Consider the following 22,798-nt stretch of genomic DNA (forward strand, 5'->3'; position numbering starts at 1 on the left):
CTTAAACTAATCTATAACGTAACGTTAGAGTCAATAAATTTTTGGTAAAATAATTCCTTCGAATTTTAGTATGATTCAAAAAACTTTGTTTCTCTCCAAAAAAATACTATAATAGAACTAGTTTAAGGGTTGGGGGTATCGTCTATGGGAAGCCATCATATCATCGAGCCAAATGACATTCATCGTCTTCACTTGAATCATGTTTCTCCTATTTATGATTTCTATCACCATCACTTAAAGTTCAACCACTCGGCTAAGGCCAGGGAAGAAACAAAAGGTTATATACTATCAGCTCAATTTACTGCTTTCGAAGACCAGATAGCTGCTGCTGAGTTTCTCTACATGAACGATTACTTCGAAGGTTTAGCCGACCTTCTTGATTCTAATTCTTATTACCAAGAAATAACTGATCTCTACCAGATCATTCTTGAACGTAAAAAGACTCCTTTAAAGGAGCACGATTTAGAAGAATTAAAGACCCTTAGTTTTGATCATCCATCCCTCCACTGCCTTCACCTCTTTTTACTTGCGTATGCTCATTACGATATTAAAAACTATGCTGGGATGGACAATTACACGGAGGATATCCAAGATGCCATGCTCTCACTGAAGGAGCCTTTGTTCCATTACTATATGAGACTACGTTTTGACGAGATGACGTTTCATCATTACTGGAAAAACAACCATGTCATTCTCGCAAAAAAATTTGCTTACAAATACATCAACGCAGGATTAGCCCCTCGAAAACAGCTGACTATGCATCACAACCTAGCCCTTTGCCATGTGTTCGACGATTATGATTCGTCCATATATTATGCAAGAGCCACTTTAGAGATTGCGAAAAAGAATAATTTCGAAGAATCCATCCGTATGATAAACAATCAGACAATCCCTTTTATTGCATCTTTTCATTGCAGAACAGAAAACATAACAACTGACGATCCAGTTGAAAAAGCCCATTTAGCTATCGCAAATGGAAACACGGAGACAGCCATTCGGATTCTGAACTCGTTAAAAGAGCTCACACCTTTTCAGGAAAGTTACCTGGGTTTAGCTAAAAAAGACCTGCGTGCTCTAAAACGTGCGAAAGACAGATTTATCAACGATCATCGAGACCTATTTTTTGCTCAGCTACCCGAGGTATATATGAAAAGATTAATGAATGCTTTGTAAACAGCTGCGACCATTTGAAGCCAGCTGTTTTTTCTCGTCCACTTTTTGCTTCACACAAGGATTTTTAGGGACTTCCGGAGAAATAGTGTAGCCATACACTTTTTAAAATGAGGGATACCCATGAATATGTATTGCCAAAGCGCTTTCCATCAATTAGAAGTCGTCATTGCATCTATATCTGAAATCGTCGGCCAGCTGGAGGAAGAAGATCTTCATTATCGCCCAACGAAAGGAAAATATTCAATCGGTGAACTGCTTGAGCATATCGCTATCATTCCTGCTGCAGATGGCCGTGTACTAGAAGAAGCATCCGAAGTTCAAATGAAAGATTTTCACCATTCATTTCAACCAAAAACTAAGGCCGAGATATTAAATAGAATGTTTGATCATTTTGCCCTGTTAAGATCTCAATATGAAAATTATTCAGAAGACCACCTTTTTACCGAAACAACCTCCTGGTGGGGAGTCACCTATACAAGGTTTGAATGGCTGCTTCAAATCGTTGCTCACATGTACCACCACCGCGGACAATTGCACGCCATGCTTGTCCACACATATAACAAAGACCCAGAGATTCTATTATTCGAATAATTGCCCCCTTTACTACCCCTCAGGTCATCCATATATTGGATGACCTGAGGGGTTAAATTTTCATTTACTTCTACAGCTCTTTTTCTTCAGCTTTTCCGTTTGTTACTTGGACATAATAAGCCTTGGCCTGGGGGCGAGAACGGACGACTTTCTTCAATTCTCCATCAATAAAGTGAACAGCAGCACCATCATCTAACGCATAGCCTGGCATCATTGTTCCTGTTTCTATATTCTTTAGGAAGGTCGGCCGCCTTTTTTCCTCGCCATCGTAATGAGGACAGCAGCTGCCTTTTAGAATACCTAAACAAGGAAGAGGCTCGAGATCTTCTCCGTAAGAATCCGTCAAACCCTCCTCAAACCAGCAGATAGCTCCAGCACTGATTCCTGCTAGCACGACACCTTTTTCTAAAGCTTCCTGTAGGATTTCTACGAGCCCCCATTCCTCCCAGAGAACCAGCATATTCTTCGTTGATCCACCACCGACATAAAGAATATCCTGATCAAGAACAAAATTTCTCAGCTCTCTTGTCGATGGTTTAAATAAGCTGAGATGATTCGGCTTGCAATGCTTTTGGTTAAAAAAGTCATAAAAGCGTTCGATATAGCTGTCTGCATCACCACTCGCCGTCGGAACGAAACAAACCTTTGGCTTCTCCTTATTCACTTGATTCAGTATGTAATCATCTAATTCAGGGTTATCCGGTTCCATAGAAAATCCACCGCCACCCATAGCTATAATTTGTTTCATATTCTCTCTCCTTTTAATTACACCTCAGCCCTTCCATATTATGGATGACCTGAGGCGTCTAATAATGGATGTTATTTTCTAGATCCCTTCCCTAAGGAGGTTTGAATATCTTCTTTATAGGCATAAGAGAACAACAGGGAAACTAATATACCCCCGCCGATTAAGTTCCCGATACTTGCCGGAAGAAGATTAAAGAAGATGTATTCATACCACGTATATTTATCAGAAGCGAGGAAGCCCATACTAAAATATCCCATGTTGGCGGCACTGTGCTGGAAATTACCTGCCACGAACAATATAACAGGAAGCATTGTACCTAAGAACTTCCCCGTAATATCTCGGGCTGCTGTGGTGAGAAAAGCCGCCATTCCAATCAGCCAGTTCGCTAATATCCCTGACACTAAGATCTCAAACCATCCTTTGACTCCATAGTCCAGAAATTTCATTTTATGATCTAAAAACATGGAAAGTTCATTGTAAAAAGTGCCGGGTAACGACCCTGACAGCTGAATCAGCACACCGACCATAAAGGCTCCCAGGATGTTTCCAACATAAGAGGAAGCCCAGAATTTATAGATATTCGCTTTCATTAACCCTGCCTTATTAAATAAATACGAAGGCAGCAATACATTGATTTCCGTGAATAATACCGATCCTGAGATGAACACCATCGCATAACCTGCGGCGAAACCCAGACCAGAAAGCAAATGATAGATCCCTTTCGTTTCCACGCCGGATGCCAGCAATATCGAAAAGATCGCACCAAATGTCATAAATGATCCTGCGGTAAGCGCTAATAAGAACTGAGCTCTAAATGGTTTAGCTAAGTGATCGCGTCCTTTTTCACCGAATTCATCTACGATTTGGGAAGGGATATAAAATTGTCGACCGGGACGATCAATTTTATTATTCTTCATATTCGTTTCTTTATTTTCATTCTCCTCATTTTGACTATATTCTTCATTTTCATTCATTGTCATCCCTCCAATGCAACTCTTATTCCCACATTTGTCGGAAGATAATCTATAGAGCGAATAACTCAAGCCGATTAGAGCAGAGTATAAATAAAATGTTTCAAAGGAGAATCAGTATGCCTAGAGACCAAATATGTTTGGCCTGTGGTGGTGAAGGATTGCTTATGGATGACGAAGAATGGAAATATACTTGTAAAATCTGCGGTGGAAGTGGATATAGAAATCAAGATGGTCCTGTTTATAACAGGGAAGTTGCGGATGTTGATGAAATGAACCGGATATTGGACTAATAACCAAGTTTATTAGCACGTGTCTAGCGCTGATTCCTTATCAGCGCTTATTTACCATTGTAACTGCTGACCTCTCCCTTTGATATCAACAGGTATAAGCAGATTCTGTGATCAAAAAAAGACATAAGCCTCTGAAGGCTTATGTCTCTATCTCTTTACTCAATAACTTTCTAATGTATTCGGATCTTCTGCTGGCTTTTTCTTTTTACGTACAAGAGCAATAATTCCAGCAATTAAGTAAGCTACTCCTGCAAATAGCCCGAGACCAACCGTTCCAAAAGTCATCACAATCGCTGTGATGATCAAAATGATACCTGCTGCTTTCGGTTTTTTATCTCCTTTAAGGAAAACAATTGAGAGGACACCAAGCGCAATGGCAAGTACGGCAGCCACAAGAATCACGGTTGTGAATGTTCCTAGAAAATCAATCATCTGGTCCATATTAATGTTACCTAATTCATCTGCATTCGGAGCGGTATTGATGCCTCTCTCGATTTCAGCTCTGAAATCCGGATTGTCTTTCACACTGAGTAAAATTCCAGCGAGCACAACAGGAATAGCGTACAAAAGTATGCCAATGACTGTAAAAATAATTTCAGCTGTACGTTTCATTTGGATTCCTCCTTTAAATTAAGCACCAGCCACGTCCCTTTTTGAAAAGAAAGTCCAGGACAGGGCTACGAATATTATATAATACACGATCAAGACAGTAACTGAAAACCCTGGCGTGATGTCTGAAATTAGCGGGGTCCCTTCAATAAACTGATTCAAGTCCGTGTTGGCAAACAGAATATACTTCGCCCACTCCTTATCCTGAAGGAATAAGACGATGGAATTCCCCGCCATCATTAGGAAAATCGCAACACCGATAGCTAGTGAGCTGTTCCGGAATACGGCTGAAATCATGAAAGCGAAAGTAGCCATGATCAGCAAATTCACAGAGCTCAGTAAATATTGGGCAACGGTGTGTCCGAAGATCTGCGTTTCCTGTATATTGCCATCTTGCCTAAACAAGTAGGTTTGATTCAAACTGTCAATTCCAAAAAGGATGGATCCCACAATGAAGGATAGTACATATAAGAAGAGCAGCATAGTCAATGCAAAGACTAGCACAGACACATATTTCGAGAACAAGATTTTCGTACGGGAGATCGGGCGTATCAACAAAAGCTTAATGGTTCCCCATTTAAATTCATTTGCAATGGCACCTGCTGCTACTATAATCGTAAACAAGCTGATAACCGAGACATTCGTACGGTTATCCCTTAAAAAATCCCACACATCGTATTCTGTTGGTTTTATGTTATTTTCTATACGGTATTCATTCATTTCTATATCCATCATGGAAGGGTACTGAATCTGCTCACCTGATTGACCAAACTTAGGATCTTGCAGTTGTTCATTCTGTTCTTGTAGCTCCTGTTTCCAGTCCTCTCCTGTAGGCACATCACCTCCAAGAAAAGAAGCGTCGACTTTCATAAATATACCAAACCCAATAATCAGTACCCCTAGAATAATGAACATAATCCAGGTAGCTATTTGAGAGTAAAGTTTTATTTGTTCGTTTTTGACTAATTGAAAGAAGTTACTCAATCGATCCCTCTCCAATCACATCTAAGAATTTATCCTCTAGCGTTGAGCGTTTAACGTTGACGCTATATACATCAACCTCTGCCTTCACAAGTCTTTGTATGAGTTGAGGAATTTGATCTCGTTGAATTGTAAAATTTAATACATCTTGTTCGACTTCTACAGTTCCCTCAAGGAAGTCAGCCAGTACACCTTTAGCTTTATCAAGTGGAGCGGCTTCAAGGGAGACTTCTTTCTTTTCTGACTGCTTTAGTGCTTCTTTTACAGGCTGGATAGAAATAAGCTCTCCACTTTTTATAATGCCGATGCGATCACACATCATTTCCATCTCTGATAAAATATGACTGGAAACAATGACGGCGACCCCCTCTTCTGCAGCTAACCGCCTAATGTACGAACGGATCTCTCTGATCCCTGAAGGATCCAACCCATTAGTTGGCTCGTCCAAGATCAAGATAGATGGATTGTGCAATAATGCCTGGGCAATACCAAGGCGCTGCCTCATCCCTAATGAATATTTACCGACCTTATCTTTCATCCGTTTCTCCAACCCAACCAGCTGGACAACTTCTGTAATTCGTTCATCCGTTATCCCAGGAATCATTCGCGCGTAATGACGCAAATTTTTCCAGCCGCTCATGAAAGGATACATTTCCGGGTTCTCAACAATCCCCCCAACATGTCGGATCGCTCGCTTGTATTCCTTTTTGACACTATGCCCCTTTATAATGACGTCGCCTTCTGTCATATCCATCAGCCCGACCATCATGCGGATTGTTGTCGTCTTCCCAGCTCCATTCGGCCCAAGAAACCCGAAGACTTCTCCGCTGTATATTTCAAAGTTCAAACCTTTAATAATCGGTTTATTTCCAATTGTTTTTGTCAAATTTTTCAACTGCATGACTGCTTCATTCAAAAGATCTTCCTCCTTCCAATCCACTTATTCTACGTCTGAATACCAATCTCGTTTCACTATTTTGATAAAATCTGCAAAAAAAGCAGGAGGCTGTCTTCCTCACAGACTCCTACACAACGAACTTCATTTAATTCCATTTTTTTAAAGATAACCAAAGTCGTTTCAATTTTCGTTCCACAGGCTTCTCAGAAACAGAACGCTGCTTCTGCCATTCATTGTAACTGGCGATTCCAATAAGAAGCAGTCCGGCTAACAGCAAGTAAACCCACCACGGGACGTTCCCCCAATAAGGTCTTGTCTGATAGATGACATTGAAGATTAGAACACCCATCCCAACAAAAAAGTAGGATTTGATACGGAACTGCATTCCTAAAATCATTGAGATCAACGATAAACCGCCAATCATCCAAGCATCCCAAATTGTATGGCTTTGAATCGCGTCAATCACGAGGTAAGCAGCGACAAGCAGAACGACCCCAAACTGAATGTGATTCATCATATAAGGATACTCTTTCCACTTTCGTCCTCTCAGAAAAGAAAGAATGACTAGGACTGGCAAGACTTGAAGCTCAGCTTCGATTAAATCAGGAATCCATTCACGATAATCAAGCAAAACCAAACTATAGGAAGTGTAAAGACTGATCACCCCAGCTGTGTAGAAAATCTTGTTTCCTAAAGGCTGTGGCCACTTAGATGCGTTTAAAAAGAACCATAGCCCAGCTAATAGGACCGGAATAATTCTGATCCAGACATTTTCGTCCATAGCCGTTACTGTATTCAAATAGAACAAATACACAAGCGCTGTCCATGAGTAGGCATCCACTTTAACACCAGATCCAATTAGTAATCTATGGAAGAAGCGGCCGGCTGCAAGAAGAGTGACTATACAACCAACCAGGGCAATGATGAGTAACTCGTGCTCCCAGCCGTTACTCACCTTCTCCAAGAGATCAATCATCATCAATAACGGGATAAATCGAACGAGTGACCATTCTCGACGGTGTAAAAAGAATTGGATGAGACAAACGTAACTGAGGATCGGTAACAACTCAATTGTGGGGATATCTTCAAATCTAGTGATAAGCAAAAACAGCCCGAGTATGGAAAACGGAATCGCATACCATTCCATTCTTCGCTTCCACACATAAGGTGCTGCACCCCATATTCCCGTAATCACTATACTGGTTAGGTAGAAGGCATACTCATTTGGTACCGTAGTCCACCATCGATAATAACTTGGGAGCGTGGAAATAAGGAAAAACAAGACCGTCAAAAATCCGTACAGCATGAGTTTGATCTCCCATTCCCTTTTCGCTAAAAACGTACTGAACCCATAAAGGCTGAGCGGTACACATAAAACCAAGGGATGGATCGTCGGCACATTTATTTGATCCAGCATAATAGCAGCTATAATCAATGGAAGAAGAATATGCGCTGTTCCATAGAAGTATGGACGGAGCTCAAGTCTATTCTTTTCACCAATCTCCCCAATCAAAATTAAAAGGACAGGTGCAAAACTCATATAAATAACGAAAGAAGAAAACGTCTCAAATGCAAAAGTGTCTAGTAAGGATGTGTAGAAGGAAAGGGTCACAATTGAGACGAGCACCCACAGTAATCGCTCTTTTGAATACTGCACAAGCCCCCCCATCATGCCAATACCAACAAACAGAAGCAATGGCCTGATAACAACTGGGTCAATTTGTGCGTTATTTAATAGTAAGATCATAGCCAGTATATAGGTGCCCTGCCCTACGTAAAATGTAGATTTCGCTAATCCTTTCTCTTTGAATCTCACCCAACCGTAATGAATAGCTAAAAGTGAAATCCCCGCTACTGCTAAGTGAAAAGGAAGGGCTAAACCTTCCTCATATGAAGGATACAGATTAACCAGCGGATTATAGAAAAGAACTGCAGACAAGCATAGCGTCACTGGTTGAATCCAATAGGTTGTTTCTTTAATATCCTTACTAACTGTTTTTCTTTTAACAAGATAAGCAAGGATAGCAATGATTAAAAACATGAGTGAACTATATCCGTAAAACAACTCATTCAAGCTGTAAGCGATACATGCGATCAAGACAAAAACGGATACATAAAAGGAGCTATCCTGGACGGATTTCAGAGAGCGCTGCTTTGTCAATAAGCCTACATAAACCAACAAAACAGAAGCGCCTATGAACATGAACAAGAAAAGCGGTCCTGATTTGGTTAACTCCCACAACTGCCATAGCGTGACGAAGAAAAAGACCGGCGACATATAAGCGAAAACAGGATGCTTTGTAAGGTTGGAAAGAATCAGGTAATTGGCCGTAATGATCCCATAAGCAGCCAAAAGAAACCATGATCCTTCTTCCCCTCTTAAAGCAATGCTTTCGTAACTGATATAGATGAAAGCAAAGAATGAAACAACACCACTCGTATAACGAAACACTTTTTCTATAAATCTATGGTTCTTAAATACATTGGCAAAACCTAAGTAAATCAAACCGACAACAGCATAGACCGTAACATCGACCGACTGTAAAGGTGAGTGTTCAACAAGCTGATACACGGCATAAACGACCATGACTGAGAAGACAAATTGGTACTCTTTGGTTTTGTAGACAAATACCATCGCCATATAAATACTTGCCGTTAACAGTAGGTTGAAGCTGTAAAAAACTCCACTTTCAAAGAAAAACAACAATAAAACAGTTGAAAGGACAAGATTCAACTGAGCATATAAAGGAACTTCCTTCAAAAACAACTGCCATCTCTTCGAATCTTTGAAACGGACGTAAACGAGAAGCAAACTTGCATTGTAGATCATCAGCATCAAATAAAAAGCATCAACATTCAACGGAAGCGCACCTAGAGCAAAGCCTACCGCCAGGGATAAGAACACCAGGGATATCCATACATACAACCTGGAGGAATGAGCGTATGCATTCCGAATGTATAACGGGAGCGGAATCAATGTCCCAAGTAAGCCAAGAAGATACTTCCCTTCCCCAAACAACGATAAGTAACTGCCAAACAGATCAAAATAACCGATCGCAAGGATTACGATGGGAATGAGCAGACTTCCTAAAGTTAGAAATGCAAATGCGGTCTGGGTGATTTTGAGAAATCGCCCTGTGATGTAGCTCAATCCCAGGAAAAACAGGGAAACAAACGAAATAGAGAACACTTTTAGTCCTGCCCCCATTTGATCCCACTGGCTTGTTGCAACAATTAGCCCTGTAATAAGCAAGAGCGAAACACCTATAATGAGTGACCATGTAATATTTCGTTCGCGAATCTGCTCTGCTGTCTTTACTTTCTTCTTCGGGGTTTTGGCTGGTTCTTTGGACTTTGTTTGTAAAGGTTCAGCTGCTACTTGGATAACTTCGTCCTTTTTCCCTTCTTCTACATTCCGTTTTTTATGATCACGATCTTCTATAAAGGAACGATTAGCCTCTACTACTTTCATGTACTCTTCTTCTGACAGGTAGCCGTTACTCCACAACTGAATCAGCTTGTCTTTAAGAATTTCCTGTTTCTTTTCCTCTGATAAATGAGACACCCTTTCCCCTCCCCTACGCTATTTTAGTGTAATATTACACAATTAACGAAATAGTTTCAACCTTTTATTTCCAATACAATACTCTCTCTTATCCTATTCATGGATGAGACCTGGATTCTTTGATAAAATAAATCCTATACAAGTGATTAGGGGGAATGACGAATGAAAATTGTATCGATAGAACCAACGCCTAGCCCTAACTCAATGAAAATCAACTTAAATGAGCAGCTGCCTGATGGTGAAACTCATAACTATAAACAGGGGGATGACACGAGTGGTGCCCCTGATTTTGTTAAGCAACTCTTTGAAATTGAGGGTGTAAAAGGTCTATATCATGTGCTCGACTTCATTGCGCTTGAACGTAATGCGAGAGTCTCATGGGAAACGATTCTTCCTGAAGTCCGTTCCGTATTCGGCTCTACTTTAAATGAAGAGGAATCGACAACTGATGGGGACCAGCCTCAAGCCGATGATTCATTTGGCGAAGTAAAAGTTCACGTACAAATGTTCCGTGGCATTCCCATGCAGGTAAAGCTTGAAGACGGGGATGAAGAAAAACGTGTCGGTCTACCCGAACGGTTCATGAATGCAGCCATGAAAGCTGCCCCAGCTTCTCCGAATATGATCATGGAACGCCAGTGGGTGGAGCAAAGTCCTCGTTATGGTGACTCGGATGAAATCGGCGAACAAGTCAAAGAAGAAATCTCCGCAAGTTACGACGAAGAACGACTTGAATCCCTTGTTAAACAAGCGTTTGATGAGGAATCGGATGCTCCCGAACCTGCTCGCAGCGAGTCGAAGGTTACGTTAGAAACGTTGGATCATGACGACTGGAAAGTTCGGTATGCTGCTTTGGACCGAATGAATCCTACTGCTGATGATTATCGTATTTTGGACAAGGCGTTAGATGATGAGAAAGCGTCGATTCGCAGACTCGCCACTGCGTACTTAGGAATGATTGAAGAATTGGAGACACTCCCTTATCTATACAAAGCTTTAAATGATAAGACAGTTACGGTTCGCCGCACAGCTGGTGACTGCATCTCTGACTTAGGCTTTAAAGAGGCCATGCCAAAAATGATTGAATCCTTATTGGATTCCAATAAGCTTGTTCGCTGGCGTGCTGCGATGTTCTTATATGAACTTGGTGATGAAACCGCTCTTCCTGCTCTAAAAGAAGCAGCAAAAGATCCGGAGTTCGAAGTCCGTTTACAAATCAACATGGCCATTGAACGGATTGAAGGCGGCGAAGAAGCCAAAGGCTCTGTGTGGCACCAAATGACTCAAGCCACTAAAAACAAACAACAATAGGAGGATTACTATGAATCCATATGAAGCATATATGAAAGAAATCTCTCAACCAATGCGTGATGAATTAACCAATGCCGGTTTCTCCGAATTAACAACACCGGAAGAAGTTGATGAATTCATCACCTCTGCAAAAGGCACTTCTCTTGTCGTTATCAATTCTGTCTGCGGCTGTGCAGCAGGACTTGCCCGTCCATCTGCTAGAGAATCCTTAAACAATGAAAAGAAACCTGAACACCTTGTTACTGTTTTTGCCGGGCAAGATCGTGAAGCCACTGCTCGTATGCGAGACTATTTGGAAGGCTATGAACCATCTTCCCCTTCTATGGCTCTGTTAAAGGATGGCCAGATCCTTCACTTCATCCCGCGCGAAGAGATTGAAGATCACGAGGTTGAAGAAATTGTTGATAACTTGACTACTGCTTACAACCAATACTGCTAATTTCTAAAGCGTCCTTTAACAGGGCGCTTTTTTACTTAGGAATTCTATTGTATTTAGGGACGAGCAAGAATAATTGAAAAACAACTCTTTACGTTGAAGGAGTTTGTTGATGGATAGAAAACAGCCTCCATCAACACCATAGAAAACCTCACATTATAGGAGAATACGAGAGTTCCTAGTCACTTTATTTGTGAAAAAAGCCCTCATTCTCCTAAGCTTTAAACAAATGATGAAGTAGGCGGTCTTTATCATCGAAGAACTGCTTCATTACCTTATAATGATCCGTTTGTTCTAACAGGACTTCTTTCATCCCATCTTCTTGCAACTGGATGATTTTAGAATCCTTATAAGCCATCAGTAATGGAGAGTGTGTAGAAATAACGAACTGTGATCCTTATTTGACTAACTCATGAATCCGGGCAAGCACTGCCATCTGCCTTAACGGGGAAAGAGCCGCTTCTGGTTCATCCAAGATATAGAGACCATCGCCTCTGAACCTCTCATTGAAAGCTGCAAAAAAAGATTCGCCATGGGATTGCTCATGTAGAGATTTTCCACCAAAGGCGTCGACAACCTTTGCTCCTCCTAAAGCCATCTCTTCTATCTTGGTCGCAACATTGTAAAAAGTCTCAGCCCTGAAAAAGAAATGATCCTTAGGTTTGTAGGGTCCTCTGACTAGACGTAAATATTGATCCAAGTCTGAATGAGAATCGTAACTGGAAAAATTAAAATTCTTCATCCCACCCTCGGAATTAAACCCTAATCCAACAGCTATCGCCTCTAGTAAAGTGGACTTGCCCATACCGTTTTCACCTATCACACAGATGACATTTGGGTGAAAATCTAACTCACTGAATTGTTTTAATACTGGCAGAGTAAACGGAACGCTTGAAGCTGCTAATTTTATCTGAGCGTAAAAAGACCTGTTTTAAGTATTGATTTTCTCGTTTCCGCTTCATTTTTCACCGCCCCTTCCTTTCACGCGTTTATTTACAACAAGAAAATAGGCCACGGATGCAGCTATGAGTTCAGGGAAGGCCGAGAAGATACCGGCATCAGATGGTGAAGATACAGCTACTGAATCGAATTTAGGTTGATACATCAAAGTAAGAATGAGTCCAATCAGCCATTCACCTCCCCCCCATAAGACAATGAAGCTGAGCAAGAACACGATAAACTTTTTCATGAAAACACCTCTTCCCTTTTTTACGTTTTCGGTCTGTCAATTGTTTCATTCCTTTTCATAAAAGAATCGAACACTTTTAATACTTTTGTAAGATTTACTTAAGTGATCTGTAAGTCCTGTTCGATACACTTAGTTCAAACCGAAAGGAGATGAAACGTACGATGAAAAAATGGTTATTGATTATCGGAGTCGCCTCTACCTTGACTTTAGTTGCTTGCGGATCTGGAAGTGGGGAAGAAGAACAAATGGATGAAGAACAGCAGGAAGAGGTGGAAAACGATGAGATGAACAGTGACTCTGGAGAAATGAATGACGAGAACTCAGAGATGGAGGGTGACATGGAAGAAGATATGAGCGATGATGACTCAAATATGGACGAAGGTGACATGGACAGCGAAGGTAGCGATATGGAAGGGGAAAAGGAAAGCGACGAGAACATGGAAGAAGATTCTATGGAAGAACAGTAATAGCCTTCCCCCTCCTACGGTTCATGCTATGATAGAAAGAAAAGATAGGGGGATTGGACATGAACCAGAAGTCTGTTTTGATCGCGGATGACGAGGCTTCCATTGTGGATGTTTGCAAGCGTTATTTAGAACGAGAAGGCTACCAAATTCACACGGCTGATGACGGTCAGAAAGCCCTGGACCTATGGAAAAAGCATCAGCCTGATCTCATCATCCTTGACTTGATGATGCCTAAAGTTGATGGGTGGAGGGTTTGTGAGACAGTCCGCACAAATGATGAAACCCCGATTCTTATGCTAACGGCCAAATCAGAGGATTATGACCGATTATTCGGCCTTACAATTGGGGCAAATGACTATATGAGTAAACCCTTCAATCCTCAGGAGCTCGTGCTGCGAGTCAAATCAATCTTCCGGTTGATCGATTCGTCCAGGCCTTCTACTCAACATACGAATGAAACGATTGAAACAGGAGGAATCACTTTAAATACAATCACGAGAGAAGTGACTGCTCATGGAATAGCTGTAAACTTGACCGTGAAAGAATTCGATTTGCTGTACCTTTTAGTAACGCATCCGAAACAAGTGTTTTCAAGAAGCCAACTGCTCCATCAGATTTGGGATACGGTCTATGAGGGCGACACGACAACTGTTACGGTTCATCTTCGCCGGTTGAGGGAAAAGATAGAAAAAGATCCTTCACACCCTACTCTGCTCCATACGGTGTGGGGAATCGGATATAAGTTCGATCCGGGGGAATCACGATGAAGATTAAAACGATTTTTTTACTTGCCAATGGAAGCAGTATTCTCCTTATGAGTACTTTTTTAATCATCAGTTATTTCTCTATGCTTCTATCTGTCAAAATGATTGTGTGGCTTTCCGTTCTTACCTTATTCTCTGCCGTCCTTTCTTTCTTGGTTTATTACTTATTAACTTCCCCAGTAGAGAGATCCATCCAGCGATTAACGGATGAGGCTCAACACATTTCAAGCCAAGATTTCGGTTCACCGATTCCTGAAGAAGGACCGAAAGAAATCCGCTTTCTCACCCGTCAATTCAATGACATGAACCACCGATTACGACAATCTTTCCAACAGATTCAAAAGGCGGAAAAGTCCAGGCGTGAACTCGTTGCCAATATCTCTCATGACCTCCGAACTCCAATGTCTTCCATTAGGGCATTTATTCAAGCAATCCAAGATGGCATCGTGGATGATCCAAAGTCCAAGGCTCAGTATATGCATACGATTTCTCTCGAAGTCGAGCGACTTGACCAAATGATCCAGCAGCTTTTCGAACTCTCCGTCTATGATTCTGGAAAAATGGAACTCCATAAAGAATGGGTCTCCCTTGACCAGTGGCTACTTGAGGTAATGGAGCATAAACGCTTTTCCCTTGAAGAACAAGGTAGACAGGTGATTATAGATTTGCCTGACCGTGTGCAAAAAGCACTTTTTGACAAAGAAAAAATGAAACGGGTTATGATTAACCTCCTTGATAATGCCATGCGTCACTCTAACCCAGATACCAATATCGATATTCTCATCCAGCAAAATGATTCAACTCTCCTACTGGCAGTTTCTGATCAAGGAGAAGGAATTAGTAAAGAGCATCATGAACTTATTTTTGAGCGTACGTATCGTATCGAAGCGTCTCGAAACCAAAAGTACGCAGGTACGGGACTAGGACTTGCTATAGCTAAACATATCGTCGAGGCCCATAAAGGCAAGATCAATGTGAACAGCGAGCCAGGAAAAGGGGCCACTTTTCAAATTCTATTGCCACTTGAAGGAGTGTAAAACGTGGATACAAGCGTGTTCTATCAACTGCAGAAGAAATTTGGACAACAGTTAAAACAGGTTCACCACTGGAACGCCATCCTCTTCACTTTTCTCGCTTTTACCGGCCTCATCCTCGTCTCCTCTGATTTCAGGCAGTGGGTTCCACAAGTAAGAATCTGGGTGAAAGACGTTCATATTTGGGCAGGTTTTGTCAGTATTCTACCGTTAGTTTTCTATGGGCCAAAAATGATTCGTCACTTACAAACACTTCGAAAAAGAAAAGCCAACAGACAGAACCTCTACGTCGTCTTAATTATTCTTGTATCATTGATTCTGTCAGGGCTTGTCTTAACTTATCACCGCAGCTTCGCCCCCTGGTTCAGTTCTTTTGCTTTAGTTGTCCACGATCTCATGACATGGATTGGCGTGCCTTACCTTATTTATCACAGCATTACGAGAAGCTTGTGGTTTAAAAAATTGGAAAAGCAACGATTAGAAAAACTAAAGGAGAAAAGGATGGTCATCGAGGACGGGAACCCAATATTAAGCAGGCGTACGCTTTTACGACGCGGGACAGGTGCCGCGATAGCATTGATATTTACACCGTTCATCTATCAATGGGTAAAACCTTATCTAGGATCACCTTCCCCCCCTCCGTCCTCGTCACCGTTACCGCTAACAGAAGCGTTTTCCCCTTTACCTTCACCATCCACCAAGTCGAAGCCTCCGATTGGCGGAGGGCGAAGAGGAAACTTTCGTTATTACACGGTAACAACGATGCCGGAAATCAACGATCAAAATTTTTCCTTCAAAATCGACGGACTCGTAGACCAACCTCAATCATGGAATTGGAAGCAATTTGTCGAGCTGAATCGTGATGTGCAAGTATCGAATTTCCACTGTGTGACAGGCTGGAGCGTCTATGATGTTACGTGGGAAGGAATTAAACTGAAAGATTTGCTGGAACGGGCCACCATCAAAAAGGAAGCCAAATATGTGAAATTTTACTCCCAGGACGGTGTGTACACCGACACCTTAACAATTGAACAGGCAATGGGTGATGACATTATGGTCGCGATGCTGATTGACGGTGAGCTCATCGAGAATCGTAACGGTGGTCCAGTCCGGTTGATCGTTCCTAAAATGTACGCCTATAAGTCAGTAAAGTGGCTAAACCGCATTGAATTGATCGACCATGAGCATATCGGGTACTGGGAAAAGCGAGGCTACGATAAAAATGCCTGGATCAAATCGTGAATATTTTGAATATTTACCAATAGTTTATATCTTGTTCATTCTCCTTTTACAAAAATAAGGTAAAAATAAGATGTACTCTATTTTTGAAAGGGGATATGCACGAATGTTGAAAAAATGGATGCTTGCCATTGGACTCGTTTCAGTACTTACTTTAGCTGCTTGTGGTGGAGAAGAAGAAGGCGATACGGAAGAACAAGAGCAACAAGAAGAACAGGAATCCGGTGATATGGAAGGCGATTCTGGTTCTGAATCCGGTTCTGAAGAAGGTACGGAAACAGAAACTGAAGAAAAATAAAGCAAGAAGGTGGACCTAATGAACAGGTTCACCTTCTTTTCATTCATAGAAACGTATTTATTTTACTCTCCACTTCGGTTTGGAAGACTTCCACCGATCCTCTTTTTTCGCAAGAGAAGAAGCGCAGTTTGGACAAATAACTGCCTGAGTTGGAATTGGCATGCAACAATAAGGGCATTCTTTTTTTGTCATCGAATGCAACGGATGCTGGTGGGGTTTTTTCCAACGGTTGATCTGTCTCACCACTAAAAAAACAGCAAATAGAATGATCAAAAACCTCACAGTGGCTGTAATAAACAACCCATAATTAATGGTTGCAGCCCCTGCTTCCTTTGCTGCAGATAAAGAAGGATAAAAATCTCCTGTCAGACTTATAAACAAACTCTCAAAATTCATTTTCGAATACAATAGTCCGATTGGCGGAAGAAGGATGTCTGTGACGAGCGAATCGATGAATCCACTAAAAGCCGCGCCTAACACCATCCCGACTCCCATATCGACCGCGCTCCCCCTGACAGTGAACTCGCGGAATTCACGAAACAACCCCATCCTATCTCTCCTCTCTCCCCTTATGTCTATGAGGAAACGGGACAAACTATGAGAAAGTGAGTGAATGTAGAGTTTATCATTTCTACCTACCACCAAATTTATCTTCCTGCTTCTGAATTTGGCACCATCCGTTTCGCTATGCACTTGCTACTCAAAGATCTGTCCCTTTTAAATTTCAGAGTGAAGACGTATGAACTGGATGATATACAAAGAGTTCGCTTAAAGTGTACCTGCTCATTATACTTTTGATTTTCGATCTGCTATAACTTTCTTTAAACACATGGCCAGACCCTCTATGTCCTCTTTCGAGTGAAGATGACTGAAAGACAAGCGGATAAATGTTTTGGCTTCTTGTTCAGAAACCCCCATGGACAAAAGAGTTTTGGGTGGTCCATCACTTCTTGCCTGACAGGCACTGCCTGTAGAAAAAGCATATCCTTTACGATTTGCCTCAAGCATTGTCCACTGGCCGTCTGTTCCATCAATGCCTAATCCAAGTATAGGAACTTCGTTCAACTCTCCGAAAATCGTCAGTTCTGAGGAGACCTCCCCCATTAATTCCAGAAAATATTCCTTATGCTTTTGGATAATCGTTTGATGTTCTTCAAGTGTATGGACACAGTGCTCAGCTGCCACAGTAAAACCAGCGACACCAGGGGTATTGAGAGTTCCTGCTCTCACTCCAGATTCATGAGTGGTATTCGGCAATAGAGGCATGAATGACAAACTTGGTCGGATATAGACGGCTCCTACTCCTTTTGGACCATACACTTTATGACTGGAAATGGACAGACTGTCTAAGTAAGGCGTGATGGCTGTGAGGTCGATTTTTCCAAAAGACTGAACGCAGTCACTATGAAATAGACTTCCCCATTTTTTACAAAGAGAATGGATTCGTTGAATCGGCTGAATGGTACCAATATCTGCGTTAACATGCTGAATTGTAACGATCGCCGTATCTTTACTCATCAACTCCTCCAGTTGATTTACATCGACAAACCCAGCTGAAGTTAAAGGTACCCTACTTACCTCATATCCTTCCTGCTCAAATTTTGTAAGTAGATTCTGTATGGATGAGTGTTCAGCATCTGATGCAATAATGTGGTTTCCAGGATGAGCGTCTAATAATGCCTGAAGCCCAATTATATTGCTCTCCGTTCCTCCGCTCGTAAAATAAATCCCTTCCGCTTCAGCATTAATCAGTGTTGAAAATGTTTTTCGGCAATGCTCTAAGAGCGCACTCGCTTTTGTCCCCGCATCATGTAAACTGCTTGTATTTCCGTAAAATTCTCTAGAACCCCTTATATAGGCTTCAAGCGCTTCTTCCTGAATTGGACAAGTAGCGGCATAGTCGAAATAAGTCGTCATTTCACTTTTCCTCTCCCTTTTTTATATAAAACACTTGTCATAAGTTTAATTGTGTGTAAATATAGGTGTCAATACATGTGTAAATTTACAGGAGGAATGGAATGAACAAAGCGGACGTCATTATTGTAGGAAGCGGCATCGCATCCCTGCAATTAGCGAGACACTTACGCAAGGATTTAAATGTGATTGTTCTCACAAAGTCAAAGCTGCGCCAAAGCAACTCAACCTATGCTCAAGGTGGCATTGCTGCCGCTCTGCATGAGGAGGACCATCCTTGTGCCCACTACTTAGATACGATGGAAGCTGGAAGATACATGAACGACTCCTCCAAAACACTTCAAATGACCAGTGAAGCTCCAGAGATTGTCCATAATCTTATCCAGGACGGGTGTGTTTTTGATTATGATGCGAGTGGATCACTGGCACTTGGAAAAGAAGGGGCTCATAGCTATAACCGAATCGTTCATGGGGGAGGCGATCAGACAGGAAGACGAATAGTTGAAGGATTGATTTCAAAACTTTCCTCCAATATCTCAATCTATGAAAATCAGTTCGTTTTTGAACTTGTGAAGGATGCCGCAGGGGAATGCTGCGGAGTTAGAAGTAAAAGTCCGGATGGAAGTCATCACTTATATACAGCTCCCCATGTTGTGCTCGGAACGGGAGGGTGCGGTCAATTGTACACGTACACCTCGAACGCAGAAACAGTCACAGGGGATGGGATGGCGCTGGCGTATTTAGCTGGAGCTGAGCTTTCTGATATGGAGTTCATTCAATTTCACCCAACCTTGCTTTTCAAGAATGGAGAAACAAAAGGACTCGTTTCAGAAGCAGTCAGAGGCGAAGGTGCTGAGCTTACTGATGAAAAAGGAAACCGGCTGATGCAGAATATCCACCCTCTAAAAGATTTAGCACCACGGCATGTAGTTGCTCAAACGATATACGCTCATTTACATAAAGGCGGGCACGTTTACCTAGATATTCGTTCTATTCCAAATTTCCCAAAACGATTTCCAACGATAACGTCTATGTGCGAGCGTAATGACATTTCTATTGAGAAAGGATTCATTCCAGTTGCCCCTGGATGTCACTTTTCCATGGGAGGGGTCAGCATTGATCAATTGGGGAGAACAACGGTAAGCGGCCTCTACGCAATCGGTGAAGCTGCCTGTTCTGGTGTCCACGGTGCCAACCGCTTAGCGAGTAATTCTCTGCTCGAAGCCTTGGTTTACGGAAAAAGACTTGCCCATTATATTAACCACAATCATCTCACCCATATTCAAAAACCAGTAGAACGAGTCTATGATCATAGTCCTTCTTCACTTCCACTGCCTGCAAGAGAAGAAATTCAAAGACGAATGATGGACTGTGTAGGAATAGTCAGATCAGAGATCGACTTGCTACAGCATAAAAATTGGCTGGAATCTTTTCCTATTGATGAAATTCCTAAATTTGATTTGAGCTTGCTCACTATCGAACAAGCAAACATTTTGTTGATGCTTCAAACCTCTCATTTAATTACGTGTTCTGCACTAGAGCGAGAAGAAAGCCGCGGTGGTCATTTCCGAAGTGACTACCCCGAGGAAATAGAGTTATGGAAAAGGAAGCAAATCGTGCAACAAAGAACTCTGGAAAGAAGGGACACCCATGAACAAATTGAAACTTAAGAGAAAGTTAGAGGAATTCTTCATTGAAGATATTGGAGACCATGACGTAACAAGCGATTATCTTTTTCCAGATGATACCGCAGGCGAAATGGTTATTATTAGTAAACAAGATGGAATATTTTGCGGATCCCAAGTCATTGATGAGGGTTTTCGTATGATAGACAACTCCATTGAGACACAGGTCCACATTTCAGACGGAGCCGCTATCGCTTCCAGCGTACCCATCGCTACTATAAGCGGTCCGATGGCTAGTCTTTTAAAAGGGGAGCGAGTCATCCTCAATTTGATTCAACGGATGAGCGGAATTGCTACAAAAACTAGCGAAGCGGTTCAACTGTTGAATAGCGAACATACACGGATTTGTGATACACGGAAAACAACACCCGGGCTTCGGATGTTTGAAAAGTATGCAGTTAGAGCCGGAGGTGGAGCTAACCATCGTTATGGGCTATATGATGCTGTCATGATAAAAGACAATCATATCGCTTTCGCCGGATCGATCTTGGAGGCGGTAAAAAAAGTGCGAGCCGAGCTCGGCCATATGGTCAAGATTGAAGTGGAGACAGAGAATGAAAATCAGGTTCTAGAGGCAGTAAAAGCAGGTGCAGATTGTATTATGTTTGATAACTGCTCGCATGAATACATTGAACACTTCCTCACCCTTGTCCCAGAGACGATCACAACAGAAATATCTGGAGGAATCACACTAGAGAATGTAGCTTCTTACGGTAATCTCTCTGTTGATTACATTTCATTAGGTGCCCTCACTCACTCCGTTCAAGCTTTAGACATTAGCGCGAAAGTATCTATGAAAATAAAGGAGGAACAACGATGAATCTATTTGAAATAATGGAACAATCGACTCCCACCCTTCCTGATCCCTACAAAGAAATGGGGGTAGAGGAACTGGAACAACGAGTGCAGCATGTGAAGCATCATATGGGTTCCCGCCTTTTTCTACCTGGCCATCATTATCAGAAAGAAGAAGTCATTCAGTTTGCTGACGTGCGCGGCGACTCCCTAAAGCTTGCCCAGCTTTCTGCAAGCCAGCATGAAGCAGAAGCGATCGTGTTTCTTGGCGTACACTTCATGGCGGAGACGGCAGACATTTTGACTAGAGAAGATCAGCACGTCTACCTTCCAGATATGAGGGCTGGATGCTCTATGGCTGATATGGCGAATATAAATCAAACAGAAAAAGCTTGGACTAAGCTGATGGAGAAGTTTGACGATACGATTCTTCCTCTGACCTATGTGAATTCAACAGCTGCAATTAAAGCTTTCGTCGGAAAGCATGGCGGAGCAACGGTCACCTCCTCTAATGCTGCCGGTATGATTAAATGGGCATTTACTCAGAAGGAAAGGATTCTATTCTTACCTGACCAGCATTTGGGGCGGAACACCGCTTACGATTTAGGTATTCCTCTCGAACAAATGGCTGTTTGGGATCCGATTCTAGAAGAATTAATTCATGAAGTTCCATTAGAAGATGTGAAAGTGATTTTGTGGAAAGGCCATTGTTCTGTCCATGAAAACTTTACTGTCACTAACGTCCACCAAGTTAGAGAAGATTATCCGGATATGAAAATTATTGTCCACCCTGAATGCAGTCGCGAAGTCGTGGCCTTATCAGATGAAGCTGGTTCGACGAATTACATCATCAAAGCAATTGAAAATGCTCCACCCGGAAGTGCCTGGGCAATCGGAACCGAAATGAACCTTGTGAACCGAATTATTCAAGAGCATCCTGAACAGCACATCATCTCCTTGAACCCTAGAATGTGTCCGTGCCTGACGATGAATCGAATTGACCTTCCTCATCTCGCCTGGTCACTGGAATCTATCGCAGATGGCCAACCGCAAAATTTAATCAAAGTAAAGCCGGAAATGGCTTTAGATGCCAAAAAAGCTTTAGACCGTATGTTAGAGCGACCTTGACTTGAATGAATAAAAATGAGTACACTCATAATTGAGCGTACTCATTTTTTATTGGGAGATGATTTACAATGGGACGAGAAGAAAAGAAACAGTTAACCAAAGAGCGAATCTTACATGAAGCTCGTGACCTTTTCTTCACGAAAGGGTATGAAGCGACTATCACAGAGGAAGTGGCCAAACGAGCAGATATTGGAACAGGAACACTTTTCAATTACTTTGATTCAAAAGCAGAATTGCTGGTAGAAGTTTTTTCAGAAGAATTCGTAGATGACATGGATGAGATGGATTACAAAATTACGGACAGTGATCATGAACGAGAAGTTTCTGACTTGGTGTATCACTATATCTATCGCCGTGTGGAACGATACACGCATTTCAGTAAAACGCTGTTCCGTGACATGATGGGTATCGCCGTTCAAGCCTTTCAATCGAAGCCAGAAATTTTTAAGAAATTTGTAGGTCTTGATTTCATGCTGGTCGATGAGCTCATTGAATTTATGAACCACCTGAAGGATGAGGACATGCTCTCCCAAGACTTTGATTCTAATCAAGCGGCAGAAATCATCTATAGTTCGCTCGGTTTTGAATTTTTGATGTACCTTTATCAGGGAGAGCTTACTATGGAGGACTTTTTAAATGGAATTAGAGCTAAGATCAAATTTATCTTTGGAGAAAAAGATACAATTCGCTGATATTCTATCCCTTTTCA

23 protein-coding genes and 1 pseudogene are annotated in these 22,798 nt (G+C 41.9%); 14 read left to right on the top strand and 10 right to left on the bottom strand.

All coding sequences use genetic code 11. The features are described from left to right. The first annotated feature begins 144 nt into the window (after positions 1-144). Both HM131_RS19915 and HM131_RS19920 read left to right on the top strand, forming a co-directional pair. A complete protein-coding gene (locus HM131_RS19915; RefSeq protein ID WP_085031509.1) occupies positions 145-1,173 on the top strand; it encodes an AimR family lysis-lysogeny pheromone receptor in 1,029 nt (342 codons plus the stop codon). 120 nt (positions 1,174-1,293) lie between these two features. Further along, positions 1,294-1,764 carry a DinB family protein gene (locus HM131_RS19920; RefSeq protein ID WP_198162688.1) on the top strand — a complete coding sequence of 157 codons (471 nt, stop codon included), beginning with the start codon at positions 1,294-1,296 and terminating at the stop codon, positions 1,762-1,764. Positions 1,765-1,834: 70 nt separating this feature from the next. Here HM131_RS19920 and HM131_RS19925 read toward each other — a convergent pair whose 3' ends face one another. Together HM131_RS19925 and HM131_RS19930 are read right to left on the bottom strand one after the other, a co-directional pair. Next, complete coding sequence (locus HM131_RS19925) at positions 1,835-2,512, bottom strand: Type 1 glutamine amidotransferase-like domain-containing protein (RefSeq protein ID WP_085031511.1); 678 nt, start codon at positions 2,510-2,512, stop codon at positions 1,835-1,837. A 71-nt stretch (positions 2,513-2,583) separates the two neighbouring features. Next, positions 2,584-3,486 (bottom strand): formate/nitrite transporter family protein, encoded by a 903-nt coding sequence (locus HM131_RS19930; RefSeq protein ID WP_085031513.1) that lies wholly within the window; start codon positions 3,484-3,486, stop codon positions 2,584-2,586. 116 nt (positions 3,487-3,602) lie between these two features. Between HM131_RS19930 and HM131_RS21005 the strand changes: the two genes are divergently transcribed. After that, positions 3,603-3,776: a hypothetical protein gene (locus HM131_RS21005; RefSeq protein ID WP_198162689.1), complete on the top strand. Its 174-nt coding sequence runs from the start codon at positions 3,603-3,605 to the stop codon at positions 3,774-3,776. A 159-nt stretch (positions 3,777-3,935) separates the two neighbouring features. On the opposite strand, the gene HM131_RS19935 is transcribed toward HM131_RS21005, so the two are convergent. The 4 genes from HM131_RS19935 to HM131_RS19950 all read right to left on the bottom strand — a co-directional run bounded on the left by HM131_RS19935 (position 3,936) and on the right by HM131_RS19950 (position 9,829). Then, a complete protein-coding gene (locus tag HM131_RS19935) occupies positions 3,936-4,388 on the bottom strand; it encodes a DUF4064 domain-containing protein (protein WP_085031515.1) in 453 nt (150 codons plus the stop codon). Positions 4,389-4,406: 18 nt separating this feature from the next. Beyond that, positions 4,407-5,369 (bottom strand): ABC transporter permease, encoded by a 963-nt coding sequence (locus HM131_RS19940; protein ID WP_085031517.1) that lies wholly within the window; start codon positions 5,367-5,369, stop codon positions 4,407-4,409. Next, complete coding sequence (locus HM131_RS19945) at positions 5,362-6,282, bottom strand: ABC transporter ATP-binding protein (protein ID WP_085031519.1); 921 nt, start codon at positions 6,280-6,282, stop codon at positions 5,362-5,364. Before HM131_RS19945 ends, HM131_RS19940 begins: the two co-directional genes overlap by 8 nt. Before the next feature lie 127 nt (positions 6,283-6,409). Continuing rightward, complete coding sequence (locus HM131_RS19950; protein WP_085031521.1) at positions 6,410-9,829, bottom strand: hypothetical protein; 3,420 nt, start codon at positions 9,827-9,829, stop codon at positions 6,410-6,412. Positions 9,830-9,991: 162 nt separating this feature from the next. On the opposite strand from HM131_RS19950, the gene HM131_RS19955 reads away from it, so the two are divergent. Both HM131_RS19955 and HM131_RS19960 read left to right on the top strand, forming a co-directional pair. After that, positions 9,992-11,140: a conserved virulence factor C family protein gene (locus HM131_RS19955; RefSeq protein WP_085031523.1), complete on the top strand. Its 1,149-nt coding sequence runs from the start codon at positions 9,992-9,994 to the stop codon at positions 11,138-11,140. Between the two features lie 10 nt (positions 11,141-11,150). Continuing rightward, positions 11,151-11,579, top strand: a complete 429-nt coding sequence (locus HM131_RS19960) for a BrxA/BrxB family bacilliredoxin (RefSeq protein ID WP_085031525.1) — start codon at positions 11,151-11,153, stop codon at positions 11,577-11,579. Between the two features lie 211 nt (positions 11,580-11,790). Here the strand turns inward: HM131_RS19960 and HM131_RS19965 are convergent. Together HM131_RS19965 and HM131_RS19970 are read right to left on the bottom strand one after the other, a co-directional pair. Then, positions 11,791-12,538 (bottom strand): annotated as a pseudogene (locus HM131_RS19965) (AAA family ATPase). Then, complete coding sequence (locus tag HM131_RS19970) at positions 12,535-12,765, bottom strand: hypothetical protein (RefSeq protein WP_085031527.1); 231 nt, start codon at positions 12,763-12,765, stop codon at positions 12,535-12,537. The pseudogene HM131_RS19965 and the gene HM131_RS19970 overlap by 4 nt, the downstream one beginning before the upstream one ends. Positions 12,766-12,926: 161 nt before the next feature. Between HM131_RS19970 and HM131_RS19975 the strand changes: the two genes are divergently transcribed. The 5 genes from HM131_RS19975 (at position 12,927) to HM131_RS19995 (ending at position 16,567) form a co-directional block, all read left to right on the top strand. Beyond that, positions 12,927-13,232 (top strand): hypothetical protein, encoded by a 306-nt coding sequence (locus HM131_RS19975; RefSeq protein ID WP_085031529.1) that lies wholly within the window; start codon positions 12,927-12,929, stop codon positions 13,230-13,232. Positions 13,233-13,291: 59 nt separating this feature from the next. Beyond that, positions 13,292-13,999 (top strand): response regulator transcription factor, encoded by a 708-nt coding sequence (locus HM131_RS19980; protein ID WP_085031531.1) that lies wholly within the window; start codon positions 13,292-13,294, stop codon positions 13,997-13,999. Further along, entirely contained in the window at positions 13,996-15,033 is a 1,038-nt protein-coding gene (locus tag HM131_RS19985) for a sensor histidine kinase (protein WP_085031533.1), read from the top strand. The genes HM131_RS19980 and HM131_RS19985 overlap by 4 nt, the downstream gene beginning before the upstream one ends. Positions 15,034-15,036: 3 nt before the next feature. Beyond that, positions 15,037-16,272 (top strand): molybdopterin-dependent oxidoreductase, encoded by a 1,236-nt coding sequence (locus HM131_RS19990; RefSeq protein WP_232324833.1) that lies wholly within the window; start codon positions 15,037-15,039, stop codon positions 16,270-16,272. A gap of 103 nt (positions 16,273-16,375) precedes the next feature. Further along, positions 16,376-16,567, top strand: a complete 192-nt coding sequence (locus HM131_RS19995) for a hypothetical protein (RefSeq protein ID WP_085031535.1) — start codon at positions 16,376-16,378, stop codon at positions 16,565-16,567. Between the two features lie 57 nt (positions 16,568-16,624). On the opposite strand, the gene mscL is transcribed toward HM131_RS19995, so the two are convergent. Together mscL and HM131_RS20005 are read right to left on the bottom strand one after the other, a co-directional pair. Beyond that, on the bottom strand, positions 16,625-17,116 hold the full coding sequence (gene mscL / locus HM131_RS20000) for a large conductance mechanosensitive channel protein MscL (RefSeq protein ID WP_085031537.1): 492 nt from the start codon (positions 17,114-17,116) through the stop codon (positions 16,625-16,627). Positions 17,117-17,353: 237 nt separating this feature from the next. Then, a complete protein-coding gene (locus HM131_RS20005) occupies positions 17,354-18,484 on the bottom strand; it encodes an IscS subfamily cysteine desulfurase (RefSeq protein WP_085031539.1) in 1,131 nt (376 codons plus the stop codon). Positions 18,485-18,585: 101 nt separating this feature from the next. Here HM131_RS20005 and nadB point away from each other — a divergent pair, with 101 nt between their 5' ends. The 4 genes from nadB to HM131_RS20025 all read left to right on the top strand — a co-directional run bounded on the left by nadB (position 18,586) and on the right by HM131_RS20025 (position 22,781). Next, complete coding sequence (nadB, locus tag HM131_RS20010; RefSeq protein ID WP_085031540.1) at positions 18,586-20,151, top strand: L-aspartate oxidase; 1,566 nt, start codon at positions 18,586-18,588, stop codon at positions 20,149-20,151. Then, positions 20,132-20,986 carry a carboxylating nicotinate-nucleotide diphosphorylase gene (nadC, locus tag HM131_RS20015; protein WP_085031542.1) on the top strand — a complete coding sequence of 285 codons (855 nt, stop codon included), beginning with the start codon at positions 20,132-20,134 and terminating at the stop codon, positions 20,984-20,986. The genes nadB and nadC overlap by 20 nt, the downstream gene beginning before the upstream one ends. Continuing rightward, positions 20,983-22,089 carry a quinolinate synthase NadA gene (nadA, locus tag HM131_RS20020; protein WP_085031544.1) on the top strand — a complete coding sequence of 369 codons (1,107 nt, stop codon included), beginning with the start codon at positions 20,983-20,985 and terminating at the stop codon, positions 22,087-22,089. The genes nadC and nadA overlap by 4 nt, the downstream gene beginning before the upstream one ends. Positions 22,090-22,157: 68 nt before the next feature. Continuing rightward, entirely contained in the window at positions 22,158-22,781 is a 624-nt protein-coding gene (locus tag HM131_RS20025; protein ID WP_085031546.1) for a TetR/AcrR family transcriptional regulator, read from the top strand. The last annotated feature ends 17 nt before the right edge of the window (positions 22,782-22,798 follow it).

This window comes from Halobacillus mangrovi, assembly GCF_002097535.1.
GTDB classification, from domain to species: domain Bacteria; phylum Bacillota; class Bacilli; order Bacillales; family Halobacillaceae; genus Halobacillus; species Halobacillus mangrovi_A.

Coding starts and splice junctions, on each gene's coding strand:
- HM131_RS19915 (WP_085031509.1), top strand. CDS start 145: ATGGGAAGCCATCATATCATCGAGCCAAATGACATTCATCGTCTTCAC.
- HM131_RS19920 (WP_198162688.1), top strand. CDS start 1,294: ATGAATATGTATTGCCAAAGCGCTTTCCATCAATTAGAAGTCGTCATT.
- HM131_RS19925 (WP_085031511.1), bottom strand. CDS start 2,512: ATGAAACAAATTATAGCTATGGGTGGCGGTGGATTTTCTATGGAACCG.
- HM131_RS19930 (WP_085031513.1), bottom strand. CDS start 3,486: ATGAATGAAAATGAAGAATATAGTCAAAATGAGGAGAATGAAAATAAA.
- HM131_RS21005 (WP_198162689.1), top strand. CDS start 3,603: ATGCCTAGAGACCAAATATGTTTGGCCTGTGGTGGTGAAGGATTGCTT.
- HM131_RS19935 (WP_085031515.1), bottom strand. CDS start 4,388: ATGAAACGTACAGCTGAAATTATTTTTACAGTCATTGGCATACTTTTG.
- HM131_RS19955 (WP_085031523.1), top strand. CDS start 9,992: ATGAAAATTGTATCGATAGAACCAACGCCTAGCCCTAACTCAATGAAA.
- HM131_RS19960 (WP_085031525.1), top strand. CDS start 11,151: ATGAATCCATATGAAGCATATATGAAAGAAATCTCTCAACCAATGCGT.
- HM131_RS19970 (WP_085031527.1), bottom strand. CDS start 12,765: ATGAAAAAGTTTATCGTGTTCTTGCTCAGCTTCATTGTCTTATGGGGG.
- HM131_RS19975 (WP_085031529.1), top strand. CDS start 12,927: ATGAAAAAATGGTTATTGATTATCGGAGTCGCCTCTACCTTGACTTTA.
- HM131_RS19980 (WP_085031531.1), top strand. CDS start 13,292: ATGAACCAGAAGTCTGTTTTGATCGCGGATGACGAGGCTTCCATTGTG.
- HM131_RS19985 (WP_085031533.1), top strand. CDS start 13,996: ATGAAGATTAAAACGATTTTTTTACTTGCCAATGGAAGCAGTATTCTC.
- HM131_RS19995 (WP_085031535.1), top strand. CDS start 16,376: ATGTTGAAAAAATGGATGCTTGCCATTGGACTCGTTTCAGTACTTACT.
- mscL (WP_085031537.1), bottom strand. CDS start 17,116: ATGGGGTTGTTTCGTGAATTCCGCGAGTTCACTGTCAGGGGGAGCGCG.
- HM131_RS20005 (WP_085031539.1), bottom strand. CDS start 18,484: ATGACGACTTATTTCGACTATGCCGCTACTTGTCCAATTCAGGAAGAA.
- nadB (WP_085031540.1), top strand. CDS start 18,586: ATGAACAAAGCGGACGTCATTATTGTAGGAAGCGGCATCGCATCCCTG.
- nadC (WP_085031542.1), top strand. CDS start 20,132: ATGAACAAATTGAAACTTAAGAGAAAGTTAGAGGAATTCTTCATTGAA.
- nadA (WP_085031544.1), top strand. CDS start 20,983: ATGAATCTATTTGAAATAATGGAACAATCGACTCCCACCCTTCCTGAT.
- HM131_RS20025 (WP_085031546.1), top strand. CDS start 22,158: ATGGGACGAGAAGAAAAGAAACAGTTAACCAAAGAGCGAATCTTACAT.